General features: G+C 71.9%; 21 protein-coding genes and 1 tRNA gene. 10 read left to right on the top strand and 12 right to left on the bottom strand.

Features of this window, described 5'->3' with window-relative positions; genetic code table 11:
* Positions 1-95: 95 nt before the first annotated feature.
* The 6 genes from DNL27_RS03580 to DNL27_RS03555 all read right to left on the bottom strand — a co-directional run bounded on the left by DNL27_RS03580 (position 96) and on the right by DNL27_RS03555 (position 4,169).
* Complete coding sequence (locus tag DNL27_RS03580) at positions 96-1,280, bottom strand: GNAT family N-acetyltransferase (protein WP_012397660.1); 1,185 nt, start codon at positions 1,278-1,280, stop codon at positions 96-98.
* A gap of 194 nt (positions 1,281-1,474) precedes the next feature.
* Positions 1,475-2,185 carry a 50S ribosomal protein L1 gene (gene rplA / locus DNL27_RS03575; RefSeq protein ID WP_012397659.1) on the bottom strand — a complete coding sequence of 237 codons (711 nt, stop codon included), beginning with the start codon at positions 2,183-2,185 and terminating at the stop codon, positions 1,475-1,477.
* Between the two features lie 87 nt (positions 2,186-2,272).
* The gene (gene rplK, locus DNL27_RS03570; RefSeq protein ID WP_012397658.1) at positions 2,273-2,704 is read right to left on the bottom strand and encodes a 50S ribosomal protein L11; all 432 of its coding nucleotides are present in this window, start codon (positions 2,702-2,704) and stop codon (positions 2,273-2,275) included.
* A 131-nt stretch (positions 2,705-2,835) separates the two neighbouring features.
* The gene (gene nusG, locus DNL27_RS03565) at positions 2,836-3,720 is read right to left on the bottom strand and encodes a transcription termination/antitermination protein NusG (RefSeq protein ID WP_112234724.1); all 885 of its coding nucleotides are present in this window, start codon (positions 3,718-3,720) and stop codon (positions 2,836-2,838) included.
* A 46-nt stretch (positions 3,721-3,766) separates the two neighbouring features.
* A complete protein-coding gene (gene secE, locus DNL27_RS03560) occupies positions 3,767-4,033 on the bottom strand; it encodes a preprotein translocase subunit SecE (protein ID WP_012397656.1) in 267 nt (88 codons plus the stop codon).
* A gap of 63 nt (positions 4,034-4,096) precedes the next feature.
* Positions 4,097-4,169 (bottom strand) — tRNA-Trp (locus DNL27_RS03555).
* 230 nt (positions 4,170-4,399) lie between these two features.
* Between DNL27_RS03555 and DNL27_RS03550 the strand changes: the two genes are divergently transcribed.
* The gene (locus DNL27_RS03550; protein ID WP_112235744.1) at positions 4,400-5,611 is read left to right on the top strand and encodes a pyridoxal phosphate-dependent aminotransferase; all 1,212 of its coding nucleotides are present in this window, start codon (positions 4,400-4,402) and stop codon (positions 5,609-5,611) included.
* Positions 5,608-5,973 (top strand): hypothetical protein, encoded by a 366-nt coding sequence (locus tag DNL27_RS03545; protein ID WP_012397654.1) that lies wholly within the window; start codon positions 5,608-5,610, stop codon positions 5,971-5,973. Before DNL27_RS03550 ends, DNL27_RS03545 begins: the two co-directional genes overlap by 4 nt.
* Positions 5,974-6,029: 56 nt before the next feature.
* Here DNL27_RS03545 and DNL27_RS03540 read toward each other — a convergent pair whose 3' ends face one another.
* From DNL27_RS03540 to ppk2, 3 genes are all read right to left on the bottom strand, one after another.
* On the bottom strand, positions 6,030-7,547 hold the full coding sequence (locus DNL27_RS03540) for a PepSY domain-containing protein (protein WP_112234723.1): 1,518 nt from the start codon (positions 7,545-7,547) through the stop codon (positions 6,030-6,032).
* Positions 7,548-7,624: 77 nt separating this feature from the next.
* Positions 7,625-8,182: a hypothetical protein gene (locus tag DNL27_RS03535; protein ID WP_239494438.1), complete on the bottom strand. Its 558-nt coding sequence runs from the start codon at positions 8,180-8,182 to the stop codon at positions 7,625-7,627.
* Between the two features lie 75 nt (positions 8,183-8,257).
* On the bottom strand, positions 8,258-9,169 hold the full coding sequence (gene ppk2, locus DNL27_RS03530; protein ID WP_172599355.1) for a polyphosphate kinase 2: 912 nt from the start codon (positions 9,167-9,169) through the stop codon (positions 8,258-8,260).
* A 232-nt stretch (positions 9,170-9,401) separates the two neighbouring features.
* Here ppk2 and DNL27_RS03525 point away from each other — a divergent pair, with 232 nt between their 5' ends.
* Positions 9,402-10,433, top strand: a complete 1,032-nt coding sequence (locus tag DNL27_RS03525; RefSeq protein WP_012397650.1) for a 6-phosphofructokinase — start codon at positions 9,402-9,404, stop codon at positions 10,431-10,433.
* A 96-nt stretch (positions 10,434-10,529) separates the two neighbouring features.
* Here DNL27_RS03525 and DNL27_RS03520 read toward each other — a convergent pair whose 3' ends face one another.
* From DNL27_RS03520 to DNL27_RS03510, 3 genes are all read right to left on the bottom strand, one after another.
* Positions 10,530-11,762, bottom strand: coding sequence for a folate-binding protein YgfZ (locus DNL27_RS03520; RefSeq protein WP_112234721.1), 1,233 nt, complete (start codon positions 11,760-11,762; stop codon positions 10,530-10,532).
* The gene (locus DNL27_RS03515) at positions 11,759-12,379 is read right to left on the bottom strand and encodes an FABP family protein (RefSeq protein ID WP_012397648.1); all 621 of its coding nucleotides are present in this window, start codon (positions 12,377-12,379) and stop codon (positions 11,759-11,761) included. The genes DNL27_RS03520 and DNL27_RS03515 overlap by 4 nt, the downstream gene beginning before the upstream one ends.
* A gap of 115 nt (positions 12,380-12,494) precedes the next feature.
* Positions 12,495-13,103 carry a hypothetical protein gene (locus DNL27_RS03510; protein ID WP_041297297.1) on the bottom strand — a complete coding sequence of 203 codons (609 nt, stop codon included), beginning with the start codon at positions 13,101-13,103 and terminating at the stop codon, positions 12,495-12,497.
* A 300-nt stretch (positions 13,104-13,403) separates the two neighbouring features.
* Between DNL27_RS03510 and DNL27_RS03505 the strand changes: the two genes are divergently transcribed.
* From DNL27_RS03505 to asd, 7 genes are all read left to right on the top strand, one after another.
* Positions 13,404-14,093, top strand: coding sequence for a response regulator transcription factor (locus DNL27_RS03505; protein WP_012397645.1), 690 nt, complete (start codon positions 13,404-13,406; stop codon positions 14,091-14,093).
* 33 nt (positions 14,094-14,126) lie between these two features.
* Positions 14,127-15,038, top strand: coding sequence for a mycothiol synthase (mshD, locus tag DNL27_RS03500; RefSeq protein ID WP_012397644.1), 912 nt, complete (start codon positions 14,127-14,129; stop codon positions 15,036-15,038).
* Positions 15,039-15,116: 78 nt separating this feature from the next.
* The gene (locus DNL27_RS03495) at positions 15,117-16,067 is read left to right on the top strand and encodes an NUDIX hydrolase (RefSeq protein ID WP_112234719.1); all 951 of its coding nucleotides are present in this window, start codon (positions 15,117-15,119) and stop codon (positions 16,065-16,067) included.
* 78 nt (positions 16,068-16,145) lie between these two features.
* On the top strand, positions 16,146-16,967 hold the full coding sequence (locus DNL27_RS03490; RefSeq protein WP_012397642.1) for a thymidylate synthase: 822 nt from the start codon (positions 16,146-16,148) through the stop codon (positions 16,965-16,967).
* Positions 16,964-17,632, top strand: a complete 669-nt coding sequence (locus DNL27_RS03485) for a dihydrofolate reductase (RefSeq protein WP_239494437.1) — start codon at positions 16,964-16,966, stop codon at positions 17,630-17,632. Before DNL27_RS03490 ends, DNL27_RS03485 begins: the two co-directional genes overlap by 4 nt.
* Positions 17,633-17,669: 37 nt before the next feature.
* A complete protein-coding gene (locus tag DNL27_RS03480; RefSeq protein WP_050738091.1) occupies positions 17,670-18,014 on the top strand; it encodes a GNAT family N-acetyltransferase in 345 nt (114 codons plus the stop codon).
* A 235-nt stretch (positions 18,015-18,249) separates the two neighbouring features.
* Positions 18,250-19,386 carry an aspartate-semialdehyde dehydrogenase gene (gene asd, locus DNL27_RS03475; RefSeq protein WP_012397638.1) on the top strand — a complete coding sequence of 379 codons (1,137 nt, stop codon included), beginning with the start codon at positions 18,250-18,252 and terminating at the stop codon, positions 19,384-19,386.
* The last annotated feature ends 64 nt before the right edge of the window (positions 19,387-19,450 follow it).

Raw genomic sequence — 19,450 nt, 5'->3', positions numbered from 1 at the left:
GTGCACCTCGCGGTGCCGGGGCTCACCGCGCCCGCCGCGGGGCGTGGACGCGCCGCCCTCCGGGCCTCCCCCGGTGCACCGGCGCGGCGCGGGGGTCAGTGGATGCTGAAGTCCTGCTCCCAGATGGCCGACTGCCCGGCGTCCCGGAAGCCGAGCTGCGCATTGACCCAGTTCATGCGGTCGTTGCCGCTGTGGGTCCACGAGTACACCGTGGCCACGTCCGGGGCCACCTGGGCGAGCTGCTCCAGGTTGGCGAGCTTCAGGCGCATGCCCAGCCGGTGCCCGCGGTGCTCGCGGACCACGAGGGTCTCGTCCTGCAGTGCGAGCGTGGGGCGGTGCTGCGCGATGATCAGCTCCGTCATCCCCACCAGCTCCCCGCTGCGCAGGTCCTGCACCACGGCCATGAGAGAACGGTCCCCGTCCTCCTGCCGCAGCTGCTCCGTGCGGCGCACCCGGGCGCCGTCCCACGGATCCGGGTCCGCGACGATCGGGCGCACGAACGAGTCCGTGGGGATCTTGGCGTGCAGCTGCGCGAGCGGGGACAGCAGCTCCTCGGGCGCCTCCCCCACCCACGTGTGCATCCGGTAGTGCTCGGCGAACGGGCTGGCGGCCAGCGAGTCCTGGATCCGCTGGTACCGCTGCGCCTGCAGCGGCACGGGCAGCAGCGCGAAGCTGCTCACGGTGCGCAGCCCGTAGCCCGCGTGCTGCGCGAACCGGGTCTGCCGGTGGCTCGCGGGCAGCCGCCCGGAGCCGTCCGCGGCGTCGAGCCACTCGACAGGTTCCGCCGGTTTCTGGACGGGGGCCCCGGAGTCCTCGGTGTCGGCGCTGCCGTCCGCGCTGCCGTCCCCCGGACCGAAGGGGTCCCGCGCCTCCGACGCCGGGTGCTCGGTGACCAGGCGGATCAGCCGCCGCGACTCCCCGTGGGCCAGCTGCTCCGCCGCCCCCAGCAGACCGCGGCCGATGCCCTCGGAGGTCTCCTCCGGGTCAACGTGCACCACGATCTGCGCCATGTCCGTGTCCGAGATCAGCGGCATCCGCACCTCGGCACGGCCCACCAGGCGGTCCTCCACGAAGGCGCACAGGATGTTGACCCGCTCGTACGGGTCCTTGAGGTCACGGAAGATGTCGTGCGCCTCGTTGCTGAGCTGACCCGTGCCCCACACGTGGCGCCGGGAGGCCTGCACGAGGGCCGCCACGTCCCCCAGCACCCGCTGGGCCTCGTGGTCGAAGGCATCGGGGATGCGCAGCAGCTCGATGCGCACCGGTGACGTCTGCGTCACTGTATTCTCCTTCCGTGCCGTCGTCAGCCCCGACGGCACCGCGGTCGTGGCCCCCGGGAGGGCCCCCGTCCAGTACATCATGAATGCCCCGCGGCGACTCGGAGCCGGACATGAAAGTAGGGCCCGGCCTGGGACGGCACGGACCCTACTGTCGTCACCGCCGCGGCCCCGTGGGGGCCGGCGGCGGAGCGGACTCACGCCTGGGTGGTCACCTCGGTGGCGTTCGGGTCCACGGGGATGCCCGGGCCGAACGTGGTGGCCACGGTGGCCTTGGTGATGTAACGACCCTTGGAGGCGGAGGGCTTCAGACGAAGCACCTCCTCCAGGGCTGCACCGTAGTTCTCGGCGAGCTTCTGGGCGTCGAAGGACGCCTTGCCGATGATGAAGTGCAGGTTGGAGTGCTTGTCCACGCGGAAGTCGATCTTGCCGCCCTTGATGTCGTTCACGGCCTTCGCGACGTCCATGGTCACGGTGCCGGTCTTCGGGTTCGGCATGAGGTTGCGGGGACCCAGGATCTTGCCCAGGCGACCCACCTTGCCCATCATGTCCGGGGTGGCCACGGCGGCGTCGAAGTCCGTCCAGCCGCCCTGGATCCTGGCGATGAGGTCGTCGTTGCCCACGAAGTCCGCACCGGCGGCCTCGGCCGCGGCGGCCTTGTCACCCGTGGCGAAGACGACCACGCGGGCGGTCTTGCCAGTGCCGTTGGGCAGGTTCACCGTGCCGCGGACCATCTGGTCCGCCTTGCGGGGATCCACGCCCAGGCGCATGGCCACCTCAACGGTGGGGTCCGACTTGCTGCCTTCGGCCAGTTCCTTGGCCAGGGCGACCGCCTCGGCGGGAGCGTAGAACTTGCCCGCCTCGATCTTCTCGGCAGCTGCCCGGTATGCCTTGCTGCGCTTTGCCATCTGCTTCTTCTCCTTGTGCAGTTGTGGTCTGCGGACCGCGCTCGGCCCTGCCACGAATGTCTACGTGCTGGTGAGTCCGGAAGGGACTCAGTTGACCTCGATGCCCATGGAGCGGGCGGTGCCGGCGATGATCTTCGCGGCGGCGTCGATGTCGTTGGCGTTGAGGTCTTCCTTCTTGGTCTCGGCGATCTCACGGACCTGGTCCATGGTGATCTTGCCCACCTTGGTGGTGTGGGGCACGCCGGAACCCTTGGCGACGCCGGCGGCCTTCTTGATCAGCTGGGCGGCCGGAGGGGTCTTGGTGATGAAGGAGAACGAGCGGTCCTCGTAGACGGTGATCTCCACCGGCACGATGTTGCCGCGCTGGGATTCCGTGGCCGCGTTGTAGGCCTTGCAGAACTCCATGATGTTGACGCCGTGCTGACCCAGCGCCGGACCCACGGGAGGAGCCGGGTTGGCGGCGCCTGCCTGGATCTGCAGCTTGATCAGGCCTGCGACCTTCTTCTTCTTGGGAGCCATGTGATGGTCCTCTTTCTGGCTGTGCGTACCGCCGCACAGGAGCGTACGACGGCGGGTGGTCGCCGTGGCGCGGCAACCGGACGGAGAAGCCCCGGACCAAAGCGCGTCCGGGGAACTCCGAAGACTGGGAGCTAGATCTTGGTGACCTGGTTGAAGCCCAGGGTCACGGGGGTCTCACGCTCGAAGATGGACACCAGCACCACCAGCTGCTGGGACTCCACCTTGATCTCGGAGATCGTGGCGGGGAGGGTCTCGAACGGGCCCTCCTTCACGATCACGGACTCGCCGACCTCGAAGTCCACGGTGACCTGCTGGGCGGCCCCGCCCTGGGACCCGGCACCGGGGCCGGCGGTCTCGCCGAGGCCCTTGGCCTTCTCGGGCGTCTCGAACGTGGGGGCGAGCATGTCGAAGACCTCGTCCAGGCGCAGCGGGGCGGGGTTGTAGGCGTCCTGGCCCACGAAGCCCGTGACACCCGGGGTGTGGCGCACCGCGCCCCAGGAGGCGTCGGTGAGGTTCATGCGCACCAGCACATAGCCCGGGATGCGCACTCGGCGCACGGTCTTGCGCTGGGAGTTCTTGATCTCCACGACCTCTTCCATGGGCACCTCGATCTGGAAGATGTCCTCTTCCATGTTGAGGGACTGGATGCGGGTCTCGAGGTTGGTCTTCACGCGGTTCTCGTAGCCCGCGTAGGTGTGGATGACGAACCAGTCGCCCTCCTGGCGGCGCAGGTTGGCCTTGAACTCGGCCACGGGGTCGACGTCGTCCTCGACGGCCTCCTCGGTGACCTCCACCTCCACGAGCGGCACGGGAGTGGCCTCGCCGTTGCCCTCGGCGGCGTCGAGGTCAACCTCCTGCACGGCCTTCTCATCCGTGACCTCCTGCGCGTCCGTGGACTCGACGGTCTCGACAGTGTCGGACACGGTCTCCGCCGACTCCTCACGCGCAGCGTCACCGGAGGTGGTGTCGAGCTGCGCGGTGCGGGCGTCGTCGTTCTCGAGCTCGTGATCGGTCACTGGGTTCTCCTGCTTTCTGTGGACGGCTGGACGTGCTGGGGAGGGCTTACTGGGGCTGGTTGCCGTTGCCGAAGAGCCAGATGGCCAGCTGGCCGAAGCCCAGGTCCAGCAGGGAGATCAGCACCATCATGAATGCCACGAACACCAGCACCACCAGGACGTAGTTCACCAGTTCGCGCCGGGAGGGGGTGACAACCTTCTTGAGCTCCCCCACGACCTGGCGGATGAACAGCCAGATGCGTCCGAAGATCCCGCGCTTGCGCTCCGAGCCGGTGGGGCGACCCGGGGTCTGTCCTGTGACGGTGTGCGACATCGGCTCTCCCCTGCGTGGAGCAGTTTCTCGGCGGTGGTGTTCGTGCCGTTGTGGGTCGTGAAGCAGGGCAGACAGGACTCGAACCTGCAACCTGCGGTTTTGGAGACCGCTGCGCTACCAATTGCGCCACTGCCCTTCAGCTCTGTAGGTCGCGGACGACCGGAGCACGGTGCCCGAGCCTACCACCGGCCCGCGGCCACCGGTCCTCGCCGCCAGCACGGCAGCAGGAGCGCCGGTGACGGCACCAGCCAACCATGGTACGCGGCGGCTGTGATCCGTGCAAAGCCGGGCCCGTGCCACCTAAGCTGGGGGCGGCGCCCGGGACACCGCGGGCACCACCGGACGAGCCCAGGAGAGATGATCCCCATGTCACCAGCGCAGCAGCGCATCGCGCACCGGATCGCCGCGATCGCGGAGTCCGCGACCCTCGCGGTGGACGCCAAGGCCAAGGCTCTCAAGGCCCAGGGGCGCCCCGTGATCGGCTTCGGCGCGGGTGAACCGGACTTCTCCACCCCGGACTACATTGTGGCCGCCGCGGCCGAGGCGCTGCGGGACCCCGCCAACTTCCGCTACTCCCCGGCTGCGGGGCAGCCCCGGCTGCGCGAGGCGATCGCCGGTGCGACCGCGCGGGACAGCGGCTGGGACGTGGACAGCTCCCAGGTGCTCGTGACCAACGGCGGCAAGCAGGCCGTCTACCAGGCCTTCCAGACCGTGGTGGACGACGGCGACGACGTCCTGCTGCCCGCCCCGTACTGGACCACCTACCCGGAGGCCGTCCGCTTGGCCGGCGGCAACCCCGTGGAGGTCTTCGCGGGTGCGGACAACGACTACAAGGTCACCCCGGAGCAGCTCGAGGCGGCGTCCACCCCCGCCACCAAGGCGCTGCTGTTCTGCTCCCCCTCCAACCCCACGGGCTCGGTGTACACCGAGGAGGAGACCCGCGCGATCGGCGAGTGGGCCGCGGACAGGGGGATCTTCGTGATCAGCGACGAGATCTACCAGCACCTCACCTACGACGACGTCCGGTTCGTCTCCATGGCCCAGGCCGTTCCCGCGCTGCACGAGCACCTGATCCTGCTCAACGGTGTGGCCAAGACCTACGCGATGACGGGCTGGCGCGTGGGCTGGATGGTGGGCCCGAAGGACGTGGTGAAGGCCGCGACCAACCTGCAGTCCCACCTGTCCTCCAACGTGAACAACGTGGCGCAGGCCGCGGCACTGGCCGCCCTGGAGGGCCCCATGGACAAGGTGGCCGAGATGCGCGAGGCCTTCGACCGGCGTCGTCGGACCATCGTGGAGGGGCTGAACGCGATCGAGGGTGTGAACTGCCCGGTGCCCACGGGCGCGTTCTACGCGTACCCGGACGTCACCGCGCTGCTGGGGCGCGAGTTCGACGGCGTCACGCCGCACACCTCCGCCGAGCTCGCCGAGCTGATCCTCGAGAAGGCCGAGGTGGCCGTGGTCCCGGGCGAGGCGTTCGGTCCGTCCGGGTACCTGCGGCTGTCCTACGCCCTGGGCGACGACGACCTCGCCGAGGGTCTGCGTCGGCTGCAGGACTTCCTGGGGTCGGCACGGTGAGCCCGCTCGCGCTGCAGGGTCCAAGCACCCGGCTGCCCTCCCCGGTGACCGTTCCGAGCGCCGCGCTCGTGACCGCGGGACTGATCGGCGGCTACGCCACGGCCCGCGCCACCGGTGTGCGTGCCCTGGGTGGCGCCGCACTGCTCGCGTGCGGGGTGGCGGCCGGGCGCACGTGGCTCGCCTCGGCCGGTCCCGCAACCACGGCGGGTCTCGGGGCGCTGTACGTGGCCGGATTCGGCCTCTCCCACCCGCTCGCGAAGCCCCTGGGCGCGTGGCCCGCGGTGCTCACGGTCACGGCCGTCAACGCCGCCGCGTCCTGGGCCCTCGTGGACCGTCACAACTTCGGGCCCGACGCCGCCTGAGCACCACCGCACGCCGGGTGCGGGTCCCGCGTTCGGGGCCCGCACCCGGCGCGGTGTCAGTGCGAGGTCGACCGCACCGTGTCGTCCGGTGCGGTGCCGCCCTGCGCCGGGGTGGCCCCGGCGTTCGAGGTGCCCGTGGGCTCCCAGCCGGCCGGGCGACGCCGTGCCCGGAGGCCCACGAGCAGGTCCACCGCGAGGAAGCACAGCAGGGACAGCCCCAGGACGGGCAAGAACAGCCCCACTGCGAGCGCCCCGAGACCCACCAGGGCCCAAACCCACGCCGGAGCGGCTCGCAGTGCCCCGCGCGGCGGGAGCAGAGCGAACGCGACACCCGGGGCGCGCGTGGGGCGGCGTCGCCACCACATGGTGTATCCGCTCACCACGAGGACCACCACGGCCAGCGCGAGGCCCAGCAGCACCAGCTGGTTGGCGAGGCCGAAGAGCAGGCCCATGTGCGCGGCGATCGCCCACTGGGTGAGCTTGGCAGGCAGGCCCCACTCCGAGAACCGCACGTGGTCCGTGACCGTGGGCCGCTGGGGATCCACCGCCACGCTGTCCACCTGGGTGGGCCAGGAGCGCACGTTCTCCGCCACGGTCCACGCCGCACCCTCGGCCGCGGGGGGCTTGATCTCCACGACGTCCGCGTCCAGTCCGGCGCCGCGGGCGGTGGCCAGGACGGCGACGAAGGACCCGGGCCCGGCGGCCGCGCGGTGGCCGTGGCCGTGGTGCTCCGCGTGCTCGTCACCGGGTGCGGAGGAGCCCCCGCCAAGCTCCGTGGACACCTTGGGCGTGGTCCAGCCCAGGGCCGTGCGCAGCTGGGAGACGTTCTCCCCCGCGTACGCGGACCACGTGAGACCCGAGGCGGAGAGGAACAGCAGCCCCACCGCGAGCCACACGCCGGTGGCCGTGTGCCACGAGCGCGTGCGGCGGTAGGCGTTGGCCTCGCCCGGGCGCGGCACGAGGGCCACGCGGGCGCGCCTGCCGCGGGCCACGCGGCGGCGGTGGAGCACCACGAGCACCACGCCGCTGAGGGCGAGGACCCCCAGCCATGACGCGGCCAGTTCACTGTAGAGACGCCCGGTCTCCCCGAGCAGCAGGTCGCGGTGCAGGCGGTCGATCGTGGTGCGCAGCGGCAGGGCCCCGCTGGTTGCGTACACGGTCATCTCCCCCGTGACGCGGCCCGTGCCGGGGTCCACGAACACGGCGCGGGACTCCCCGCGCTCGAGGGCGGGATCCGCGAACATCACGCGCGTGGTGCCGCCCTCAGAGGCCGGGCGGACGTTGACCGGGGACTCCTCGGTGCCGGTGGTGCGGCGCGCGGCGGCCACCTGCTGGTCCAGGGTCAGCGGCTGGGCCGCGGTGGTGCCGGTGAGGGCCTCGGCGTAGACCTCCCGCTCGAGCTGCGGGGTGAACACGTACAGGGCCCCGGTGAGCGCGGCGACCACCAGGAAGGGGCCCACGAAGAGCCCCGCGTAGAAGTGCAGTCTGCGCAGCAGCGGCAGCAGCCACGGCGCGGTGGGGTGCGAGCCCGTGCGGGCGCGCTCGGACGACGGTGCGTCCAGTGATGTGGACATGGTGAAGTACCTCTCGATGACAGGACGGAACGACACCGCCCCGGGACGGACCGGGGGCGCCGTCGGTGGTGGACTGCTCAGATCGAGAGGAGAGGGGGTCCGCGTCGGCGGATGACGCGCACGAGTGAGAACGTGCGCGGGGGCAGCAGGAAGGCCGGGGGCACCGGGCGTGGTGCGTGGCACGGCACGAGGGCCGGGACCAGCAGCTGGACGGCCGTGAAGATCACGCGCACCGCGGCGTGCACGAGCCGCCACCAGCCGTCCTCCGCGTGCCGGACCAGCACGTACGTGACCACGGCGGCGGCCACGTGGGCCCAGCGCATCGAGCCATGGCCCGTCACCGCGGCGATCTGCTCCACACCCGGGGCGCCCGTCGTCTGGGCGGCCACGGTGTGCGCGTGGTGCGCGGAGGACGACGCCGCCGCGTGGGCCGCGTGCCCGCCCGCGGAGAAGAGGGCGTGGAACGGCAGCTGGCTCAGCGCCACCGCGCCCGCCGTGCGCACCGCACCGAGCCGGCGCCCGGCCAGCAGCACGCACACCGCGCCCGCGATCGCGAGACTCAGCCCCAGCAGCACGGGGTCCGGGGCCGCCGGGTCCACCGCGAAGTGGGAGCTGGCCGCGCACAGCGTGGACACGACGGCGGCCGCCCAGCCCCGCAACAGGCGGGCTGGGCGGCTCTCGTAAGGGGTCGGACGGGGCTGCGGAGGGTGTCAGTCGTCCACGGCGTCACGGCCTCGGCGCACGATCAGCGGGTCCGGCGGGTAGACCACCGAGGTGTCCTTGTCCTCGTAGTCGAACTGGTTGAGGAAGAAGCGCATGGCGTTCAGACGCGCCCGCTTCTTGTCGTTGGACTTGATGGTGATCCACGGTGCATGGTCCGTGTCCGTGCGGCGGAAGGTCTCCTCCTTGGCCACGGTGTAGTCCTCCCAGCGGTCCAGGGACGCCAGGTCCATGGGCGAGAGCTTCCAGCGGCGCACGGGGTCGATCTGACGGATCGCGAAGCGCGTGCGCTGCTCGTGCTGAGTCACGGAGAACCAGAACTTGGTGAGGTGGATCCCGGAGTCCACGAGCATCTTCTCGAACACCGGGGCCTGCAGCATGAACTCCTCGTACTGCTCGTCCGTGCAGAAGCCCATCACGCGCTCCACGTTGCCGCGGTTGTACCACGAGCGGTCGAACAGCACGATCTCCCCGTTGGTGGGCAGGTGCTGGATGTAGCGCTGGAAGTACCACTGGCCCTGCTCGCGGTCCGAGGGCTTGTTCAGCGCCACCACTCGTGCCGCGCGGGGGTTCAGGTGCTCCGTGAAGCGCTTGATGGTCCCGCCCTTACCCGCGGCGTCCCGGCCCTCGAACACGATCACGTGCTTGAGGTCGTTGTCCTGGCCCCAGTACTGGAACTTCAGCAGCTCGATCTGCAGCTGGTACTTCTCCAGCTCGTAGTCCTCGCGGGACATCCGCTCGTCGTACGGGTACCCCTCGCGCCACGTCTCCACGGCGCTTCCCCCCGGGTCGATGAGGTCCGGGTCCGGCGACTGCCCGTCCCGCACCGTGTAGCCCTGGTCCACGAGCTTGTCGATGAACTCGCGCAGGTTCTCACGGGCCGGTTCTTGCTGGGCGGTCATCTGGTCCTCCTGGTGGCCTGACGTCGCGAACGGCGTGTTCACAGTTCTCGGCTCCGATCCTAGTGGCCCCGCGCCGCCGGGACGCGGAGCACGGCGGCGGTGCGCGGCGTCGACCCGGGGTGCGCGGAAACTCCCCGGAAGGAGGGTGTGCACCCGGCCCGCGGCCCCCACGGTCACTAGGATGGACGGTGTCAGGTAGGACGCGACAGCACAGAGGAGCGCTGACCCACTCATGCGAATCGGGCTTATGACCAGCGGCGGGGACTGCCCCGGACTCAACGCGGTGATCCGCGGTGCAGTGCTGCACGGCATCAAATCCTTCGGCCACGACTTCGTGGGCTTCCGGGACGGCTGGCGCGGTGTGGTGGAGGGCGACATCATGGAGCTGCCCCGCCAGAGCGTGCGCGGGCTCGCCCGCCAGGGCGGCACCATCCTGGGCACCTCCCGCACCAACCCGTTCGACGGGCCCCAGGGCGGGCCGGAAAACATCGCCAAGGTGCTCGAGGCCAACGGCATCGACGCCGTGGTGGCCATCGGCGGCGAGGGCACCCTGGCCGGCGCCAAGCGCCTCGCGGACGCCGGGCTGCCTGTGGTGGGCGTGCCCAAGACCATCGACAACGACCTCCAGGCCACGGACTACACGTTCGGCTTCGACACCGCGGTCTCCATCGCCACGGACGCCATGGACCGCATCCGCACCACCGGCGAGTCCCACCACCGGTGCATGGTGGCGGAGGTGATGGGCCGCCACGTGGGGTGGATCGCCCTGCACTCCGGCATGGCCGCGGGCGCCCACGCGATCCTGATCCCCGAGTTCCGCGAGTCCATGGAACAGGTCTCCGAGTGGGTCCGCGAGGTCCACGACCGCGGCCGCTCCCCGCTCGTGGTGGTGGCGGAGGGCTTCATCCCGGACAACCGGGAGGAGGCCATTGCCGGCAAGGGCGTGGAGGCGTCCGGTCGTCCGCGCCTGGGCGGGATCGGCGAGTACGTGACGCACGAGATCGAGGACATCACGGGTATCGAGACCCGCAACACCATCCTGGGCCACATCCAGCGCGGCGGCGCGCCCACGGGCTTCGACCGTGTGCTGGCCACGCGCCTGGGCATCGCCGCGGTCACCATGGCCTCCGAGCAGCAGTGGGGCAAGATGTGCGCGCTGCGCGGCACGGACGTGGTGCGCGTGGACTTCGCCGAGGCCCTCGACGGTCTCAAGGCGGTCCCGCGCGACCGCTACGACGAGGCCAAGGAGCTCTTCGGCCGCTGAGCGCCGCTCCACCCACGCCGCGGCCCCCGGAGGATCTGCTCCGGGGGCCGAGGTCTGCGTGGGGTGAGCTGGTGCGGCGTCAGCGGGACGCGCGGTTCAGCGCGCGGTGCCGCGCGGCCCGCGCATGAGGCCCTGGGCGCGCCCGACCACCGAACCGGCGTCCGGGGGCACCACCACGGTCTGGCTCGCGGCCCACTGCTCCGTGACGGGCTCGGACTCCGCGTCCGGGGCCGCGCCCGGGGTGTCGCGGACCGTGAGCACCGCCTCCGGGTCCACGGAGCGCTTGAGCACGGCCAGGGCGATGGGCCCGGCCTCGTGGTGCAGCTGCGCGGCCGTCACCCGACCCACCACGCGGCCGCCGGCCTCCACGGTGGCGCCCGCCTCGGGGAGGGTGTGCTGGGAGCCGTCCAGGTCCAGGAACGTGAGACGGCGCGGCGGGTGGCCCAGGTTGTGCACGCGGGCCACGGTCTCCTGGCCCTTGTAGCAGCCCTTCGACAGGTGCACCGCGGTGCGCATCCAGTCCAGTTCGTGGGGGATGGTCTTCTCGTCCGTCTCGGCGCCCCAGCGGGGACGCCACGCCTCTATCCGCAGGGCTTCAGCGGCCCAGGACCCGGCCAGACCGATGCCCTCGCGCTCGAGACCGGCCACCACCTCGGGCAGCGCTCCCAGCGGCACGAGGTGCTCGAACCACGCACGGGAGCGCCCCGGGTGCTCCGGGGTGGTGGCGTAGCCGTGACCGCCCTCGGCCACGTCGGGCCAGGGATCCCGCCACACGAGCACGTGGGCGGACGTCACGGACGGCTCGCCCGCTGCGTCGTGCGGGGAGACCTCCGTGGCGGGTCCCGCGGAGAGCAGCTCGGCCATGCGTCCGCCGAGGTCCCGGGTGGCCCCGAGCACGGCCCACTGCCGGCTGACGTCCTGGACCTCGACCCGCAGGGCGAAGCGCATGGAGGTGAGCCAGTCGGCGAGACCGGGGGCCTCGTCCGCCTCGGTGATGAGCCAGGTGGTGGTCCCGTCGTCCAGCACGTGCGGGGCGAACTCGATGCGCCCCTGCACGCTCAGGAACAGGGTCTCGGTGCCGCGGCCGGGTTCCAGGCCGGTGAGCACCTGAGAGGACAGCGTGGTGAGCCAGCTCAGCCGGTCCGGTCCGGTGACGGTCACGACGCCGCGCTGGGAGGCGTCCACGACGGCCCGGCCGCGGGCGAGGGCCCGCTGCTCGTGCACGGGATCCCCGTAGTGGGCGGCCACGCCGCGGTCCAGCCCGTGGGCGGCCACGGCACCGTGACGGGCCAGCAGGGCGGAGGTGTGGACGGTCGGCACCGCGCTCACGACCCGGAGGGGGCCGCGGGCTCGATCCTGGTCAGCTCCGCCGAGGCGTGGGTGGCCAGCTCGCGGCCGTCCGCGGCCATGTCCCAGGCCCACATGAGGTGGTTGTTCACGAGCCCGTAGAGCCGGGTGCCGGACTGGTACTCCTTGGCGCCCTGGGCGCGGATCACGGCGTCGGTGCGCAGGTCCACCCGGGGGCCCTTGATCTGCCCGAGGTACAGCTCCGCCACGCCACCGGGCTGGAGGATGCTCACGGAGATGTCGAAGCCGCCGTCCGCGTTGCGCAGCTTCTCGACGTCCTCCGCGGAGGTGAGCACGGGGACGGGATCGGGGGGCAGCATGCCGGGGCCGATGTCACCGTCCTCGCGCGGTCGCGCGAGCTCCCAGAAGCCCTGCTCGTACGTGGCCTCGCGCTGCGGCTCGCCCTCTTCGTCGAGGAGCGTGGTCTGCGCGCGGTAGATCACGAACGGGAGGCCGGTCTGCTCGAACGTGACGCGCTGCCGGAAGGCACGCTGCTCGGCATCGCCGTACCCCATGAAGCCGTTGCCCTCCCACGTGCCCAGGAGCCACGCGAAGGGGACGAGTTCGGGGGTCAGGTCCGTGGGGATCTCGATGGGCACGAGTTACATCTGCCCCTTGAACAGGCTGAACACGACCTTGGCGCCGATTCCGAGGATGGCGAGGGTCGCGAGACCGAGGAGCGCGAGGTAGAAGATTTCGAGTGCAAGCATGGTCTCACGCTACCACGGAGGCCAGCACCTGACTGGCGAAAACCGCCACCATTCCGAGCAGCGCCACGGGGGTCACACCGAGGGTGATCATGCCCCTGCGCTGCAGGTGCTCGGGGGCCGCGGAGATCACCCGGGCGCCCGCCACCACCAGGATCACCGTGAGGGGTGCACCCACCCCGGCGACCGTGAGCCAGCCGCTGAGTCCCTGCTCGTGGGCCACGCGGGAGAACGCGATCCACCCCGAGGACGCCACCGCCGCGAGCACTCCCGTGACCGAGGCCAGGGCGGACTCCAGACGGTGCTCGGCACCCTCCCCGCGCACCAGCTCGGCCACGCACACCGCCATGAACGAGACGCCGATGATCGCGGGCAGCCACACGAGCCGCTGCGAGGGCACGAGCTGCACGAGCAGGCACGCGAGCGTCCCGGCCACCGCGATCAGCACGTTGTGCCGGCGCCGCGCGTGGATCCCCGCGGCGGCGGGCCATCCCACGCCGGTGGTCACGGCCATGCCCACGGACACCACGAACGGCGCCCAGCCGCCCAGGACTCCGGCCACGAGCGCGAGGACCAGCGCCACCACGGCGGCGATGACGATGCGCGCGTACTTCATGGGCTGGTCCTTCCGGGCCTGGCTGTCGAGCGGGCAGCGGTCGCTGCGCCCTCCCGCCAGCGTAGCCGCACCGCGTCCCGCCCCGGGCCAGGCCCCGCGCCCCGCCGCCCTTCCGGGCGCCCCTCCCCGGGCACGACGCCGCCGCGGCGCCACCGTCCCGGGCCTCCCCGGGGGCGACGCCGCTCCCGGGCCCTCCGTGCGGGTCCCGCGGTCCCGCGCGGCGGGCCCGCCCTATACTGGCCCGGTCATCGGCCGCACCCGTCCCGGGGCCGGCCACCTCGCGTCCGAGCGGATCCCACCGTGTCCCACATCGCCCTGCTCAGCCCCAGCGCCCGCGCGGTGGAGACGGCGCTGCCCGCCCTGGAGCTGCTCTCGCACACCGTGGTGCTGCACTCCTTCGACGCCACCGGATCACTCGGCGGCTCGGCCCGCCCGGACGTGGTGCTGCTGGACGGCACTGCGGACCTCGTGGGAGCCCGCAACGCGGCCCAGGCACTGTCCGCCCTGGAGCGCCCGCTGCCCGTGGTGCTGTGCGTGACCGAGGGCGGGATGGCGGCCGTGGCGGCGTCGTGGTGCGTGGACGACGTCGTGCTGGACAGCGCCGGGCCCGCCGAGGTGGAGACCAGGCTGCGGCTCGCCTGCGCGCACGCAGTCTCCGCCGAGCCCGAGACGGAGCGCTCCGTGCTGCGCGCGGGCTCCGTGAGCATAGACGAGGACTCGTACACCGTGAAGCTCGCGGGACGCCCCCTGAACCTCACGTTCAAGGAGTTCGAGCTGCTCAAGTTCCTGGTGCAGCACGTGGGCCGGGTGTTCACCCGCCAGCAGCTGCTCTCCGAGGTGTGGGGCTACGACTACTACGGCGGAACCCGCACCGTGGACGTGCACATCCGGCGGCTGCGCGCCAAGCTGGGCTCGGACCACGAGCACCTGATCACCACAGTGCGTAACGTGGGGTACAACTTCGCCGCGGGCAGGGAGCCCTCTGCCTGAGCGGACCGCCGCACGAACGCCGAGGAGGCACCCATGTCCGTGACCGTGACCCCGTACGACAGCATCCCTTTCCCCGACGAGCTCGTGGCGCTCGCCGAGCGCTCCCGCGCGGCGGACGGCGAACCCCCGTTCTCGGACCAGACGCTCGTGGACATCCGCTCCGGGCGCGCGGGCGCCACGTGCGTGGCGGCCACCGACGGGGACGAGCTGGTGGGCGCCGCGGTGGTGGTGCCGCAGCAGGACGCCGCGTCCACGTTCACGGTGGAGCTCACCGTGGCGCCCGGGCACCGGGACCAGGGGGTGGCCACGGCGATCGCGGGCCAGCTGCGCGCCATGGTGGACGGCACCGTGGAGGCCTGGGCCCACGGGGACCAGCCTGCCTCCCGCCGGCTCGCGGAGCTCTACGGACTCACCGCGGTGCGGGACCTGCTCCAGCTCAAGCGCACGGTATCCGGCGCGCAGGACATCCCCCTGGAGGTCTCCCTGCCGCAGGGCGTGCGGATCCGCCCGTTCGAGGTGGGCCGGGACGAGCAGGCGTGGCTGCACGTCAACTCCCGCGCGTTCGCGCAGCACCCCGAGCAGGGCCGGATCACCCTCGGGGACCTGCAGGAGCGCGAGGGGCAGTCCTGGTTCGACCCCCGCGGCTTCCTGCTGGCGGTCTCCGAGCAGGACCCCGACCGGGTGCTGGGGTTCCACTGGACCAAGGTGCACCCGGGCTCCGGGGACTCTCCGGCGCTCGGGGAGGTCTACGCGGTGGGCGTGGACCCGGAGCAGCAGGGCAGCGGACTCGGGCGCGCCCTCACCGCGGCGGGGATCAACCACCTCGCGCAGGAGGGACTCTGCGAGGTGATGCTCTACGTGGACGCGGACAACTCCGCGGCCATGGCGCTGTACGAGTCCCTGGGCTTCGAGCGCTGGCACGTGGACGTCATGTACCGCAGCTGAGCACCACTACCATCGTTACCGGATCCCCGCCCCGCCCATGCGGGTGGGGCATGAGCTTCTGAGCACGGAGAGCAGACCATGGCGAAGAACACCACCACGGGCAAGTACGACATCCTCGCCGCGGGGTGTCTCTGCTGGCGGGTGGTGGACGGCGAGCTGCAGGTGCTGGTGATCCACCGCCCGCGCTACGACGACTGGTCCTGGCCCAAGGGCAAGCAGGACTCCGGGGAGACCCTGCCCGAGACCGCCGTGCGCGAGCTGCGCGAGGAGACCGGGCTGCGCATCACCCTGGGCGTGCACCTCGCGGATTCCGAGTACAAGGTGCGCGGCCACGACAAGCTGGTGCGCTACTGGGCCGCCGAGGTTCCCCCGAACGCCCGCGCCGTGCCCGAGGACGACGAGGTGGACGTGATGAGGTGGGTGACCCCGGAGCAGGCCCGGGAGATGCTCACCAACACGGACGACCGCGCTCCCCTGGACGAGCTGCTGCGGCTGCACTCCCGGGCGAGCCTGGCCACCCGCCCCGTGATCGTGATCCGCCACGCCAAGGCCAAGCCCCGCTCCTCGTGGCAGCGCGCCGAGGGGGACCGCCCCCTCGCGGCCACCGGCAAGCGGCAGGCCCTGGCCGTGACCCGGCTGCTCGCGGCGTGGCAGCCCGAGCGCGTGGTCACCTCACCGTGGCTGCGCTGCATGTCCACCGTGGTGCCCTACGCCAAGAAGCACGGCGTGAAGGTCAAGGAGCGCTCGCAGCTCACCGAGGCCACGCACAAGCGCCACCCCAAGCGGGCCGCACAGGTCACGGAGCAGCTCTTCGACACCGAGCGGCCCGTGGTGCTGTGCACCCACCGCCCGGTGCTGCCCACGGTGCTCAAGGTGCTCGCCAAGCACATGCCCTCGGGGATGGCCGCGCAGCTGCCAAACACGGACCCGTACCTGAGCCCGGGCCAGATGATCGTGCTGCACATGCCGCGCGGCTCCCAGCACTCGCGCGCCGTGGCGTTCGAGATCATCTCCCCGTTCGACGACTGACCACCGCGCGGTGGTGCCACCGCGACCCCCGCACGCAGACAGCGCGACGCGAGCGAGCGGCGTCGTGAGAGGAGAGCCATGACCGAGATCCCCACACCGTACGAGGACCTGCTGCGGGACGTCCTGGAGCACGGGACGCCCAAGACGGACCGCACCGGGACCGGGACGCTGTCGGTGTTCGGGCGCCAGATCCGCTACGACCTCAGCCACTCTTTCCCCCTGCTGACCACCAAGCGCGTGCACTTCCGCTCCCTGGCGCTCGAGCTGCTGTGGTTCCTCTCCGGCTCCTCCAACGTGCGCTGGCTGCAGGAGCGCGGCGTGAGCATCTGGGACGAGTGGGCGGACGAGAACGGGGACCTGGGCCCGGTGTACGGCGTGCAGTGGCGCAGCTGGCCCGCCGGGCACGGAGAGACGATCGACCAGATCGCGCGCGTGGTCGAGTCCATCCGCACCACCCCGGACTCCCGGCGGCACATCGTCACGGCGTGGAATCCCGCGGAGGTGGACCGGATGGCGCTGCCGCCGTGCCACGCGCTGTTCCAGTTCTACGTGCAGCCGCGCGAGGACGGCCCGGACGCCCTGAGCTGCCAGCTCTACCAGCGCTCCGCGGACCTGTTCCTGGGGGTGCCGTTCAACATCGCCTCCTACGCGCTGCTCACCGTGATGGTGGCCCAGCAGTGCGACCTGGTGCCCGGCGAGTTCGTGTGGACCGGCGGTGACTGCCACATCTACACCAACCACCTGGAGCAGGTGCGCACGCAGCTCGCGCGCGAGCCCTACCCGTACCCCACGCTGCGGCTCACGCGCCGCCCGGACTCGATCTTCGACTACCGCTTCGAGGACTTCGCGGTGGAGGGCTACCAGCACCACCCCGGCATCAAGGCTCCGGTGGCGGTGTGAGCGCGGACCGTTTCCCCGCCCCGTCCCGGACGCGGCCCCCGGCGGACGACGACGCCGCTCGCGCCCCGTCCGCGAGCGGCCCCGGCGCGGGCGGCATCGGCCCGGGCGGCACCGTGGTGGGGGCCATCTGGGCGCAGAGTCCCGACGGCGTGATCGGGGTGGACGGCAGGATCCCGTGGCACCTGTCCGAGGACCTGAAGTTCTTCGCGCGCACCACCATCGGGCACCCCGTGATCATGGGTCGGCGCACGTGGGAGTCCTTCCCCGAGCAGTTCCGCCCGCTGCCGGGACGCCCGAACATCGTGATCACGTCCCGCCCCGAGTCCGTGCCCGCGGACGGCGAGCGCGTGTGGGCCGTGGGTTCCTACGCCGAGGCGCTGGAGCTCGCCGTGTCCCTGCTGCCGGCTCCCGGACCGGAGCACGAGGAGCCCGCCCGCGAGGTGTGGGTGATCGGCGGGCCGGGCGTGTGGCGCGAGGCCGTGTCCCACCGTCCACTGCCGCTGACCCGGGCCCTGGTGACCACCGTGGACCTGGACGTCACCGGGGACACCCACGCCCCCGCACTGGACGGCTCCTGGTCCCGCCGTGAGGTGGCGGGCTGGACGGAGGCGCGCAACGGCACCCGGTTCCGGATCGACGAGTGGACGCGTACCCCCGTGGGGTAGCGTGATGTCCCACACACACCGAGTGGAGGAGTCCCCCGTGAGCGACGAGAGCACACCGAGCACCATCACGAGCCCCGAGCTGCGGATCGTGCCCAACCACGACGACTCCCGCTACGAGCTGTGGGACGGCGGGCAGTACATCGGTTTCCTGGGCGTGGAGGTGCTGCCGGACGGCACCGTGGACCTGCAGCACACCATCATCTCCGAGGCCTTCGGACGCCGCGGCTACGCCCGCACGCTCGTGACCCGCGTGCTGGACGAGTACCGCGAGCGCGGCACGAGGGTCCGGGCCACGTGCAGCTACGTGCAGGATTTCATGGACCGTTTTCCCTCCTACCGGGACCTGCTGGCCACCACCCCGGATCCGCGCGCCGAGAGCTGAGACCCGGGGCACCGGCCCCCGGGTCCGGGGCTTGTTCGGCGGGGTGTGCTCCGCGTCCGGGCGACCCGCGCAGGCATCCCCGTCCTGTGCGGGTCGACCTCGGCCCCGTCCGGGCGGCGTCCCACGCCGGCTCCCCCGGTCCGGGCCACGGCCTCCCCACCCGCCACCGCGGGCAGGGGCGGGAGGCCGCTCTGCGCGGGTCGGCGCTGCACGGGCCCTGGCTAGACTGGGCGGCATGACTTCACACCCCGCCGCCGTAGGTTTCATCGGTTGGCGCGGCATGGTCGGCTCCGTGCTCATGGACCGCCTGCGCGCCGAGAACGACTTCGCGGAGCTGGACCCCGTGTTCTTCTCCACCTCCGCCGCGGGAGGCCCGGCACCGGGGATCGAGGGACTCGGGGACACCGGCACCCTGCAGGACGCCCACGACCTCGACGCGCTGGCCAAGCTCCCGGTGCTCGTGACCACGCAGGGCGGGGACTACACCACGGCCGTCCACGGTGCGCTGCGCGCCGCCGGCTGGGACGGGATCTGGATCGACGCCGCCTCCACGCTGCGCATGGACGACGACGCCGTGATCGTGCTGGACCCCGTCAACCGGGACGTCATCGACGCCGCCCTGGACCGGGGCGTCAAGGACTTCGTGGGCGGCAACTGCACGGTCTCCTGCATGCTCATGGGCCTGGGCGGTCTGTTCCGCAACGGGCTGGTGGAGTGGGCCACCTCCATGACCTACCAGGCGGCCTCCGGCGGCGGTGCCCGCCACATGCGGGAGGTGCTGCGGCAGTTCGGGGACCTCAACGCCACCGTGGCCGAGCAGCTGGCCGATCCGGCGTCCGCGATCCTGGAGATCGACCGCGCCGTGCTCGCCGCCCAGCGCGGCGGGGAACTGGACACCACCCAGTTCGGTGTGCCCCTGGCGGGCTCGCTCATCCCCTGGATCGACGCGGACCTCGGCAACGGTCAGTCCCGTGAGGAGTGGAAGGCCCAGGCGGAGACCAACAAGATCCTGGGCCGCTCCGGGGACACCACCATCCCGGTGGACGGGCTGTGCGTGCGGATCGCCGCCATGCGCTCCCACTCCCAGGCGCTGACCCTCAAGCTGCGCGAGGAGATCCCCGTGCCCGAGATCGAGCGGATCCTGGACGCGGACAACGAGTGGGCCACCGTGGTGCCCAACACCAGGGAGGACACCATGAGGGACCTCACCCCCGTGGCCGCCTCCGGGTCGCTGCAGATTCCCGTGGGCCGCATCCGCACCCTGTCCATGGGACCGCAGCACATCTCTGCGTTCACCGTGGGTGACCAGCTGCTGTGGGGCGCGGCCGAACCCGTGCGGCGCATGCTCAAGATCGCCCTCGGGACCCTCTGAGTCGGCTGGTTACCGTCCGGAGACGTGGCCCCCGCGACGGCGGCCCCTCGTCAGTGCCGCGGCT

This window comes from Kocuria sp. BT304 (assembly GCF_003290245.1).
Classification (GTDB): domain Bacteria; phylum Actinomycetota; class Actinomycetes; order Actinomycetales; family Micrococcaceae; genus Kocuria; species Kocuria rhizophila_A.
The sequence above is the reverse complement of the archived record's forward strand: the minus strand, read 5'-3'. Positions and strand labels throughout refer to the sequence as shown.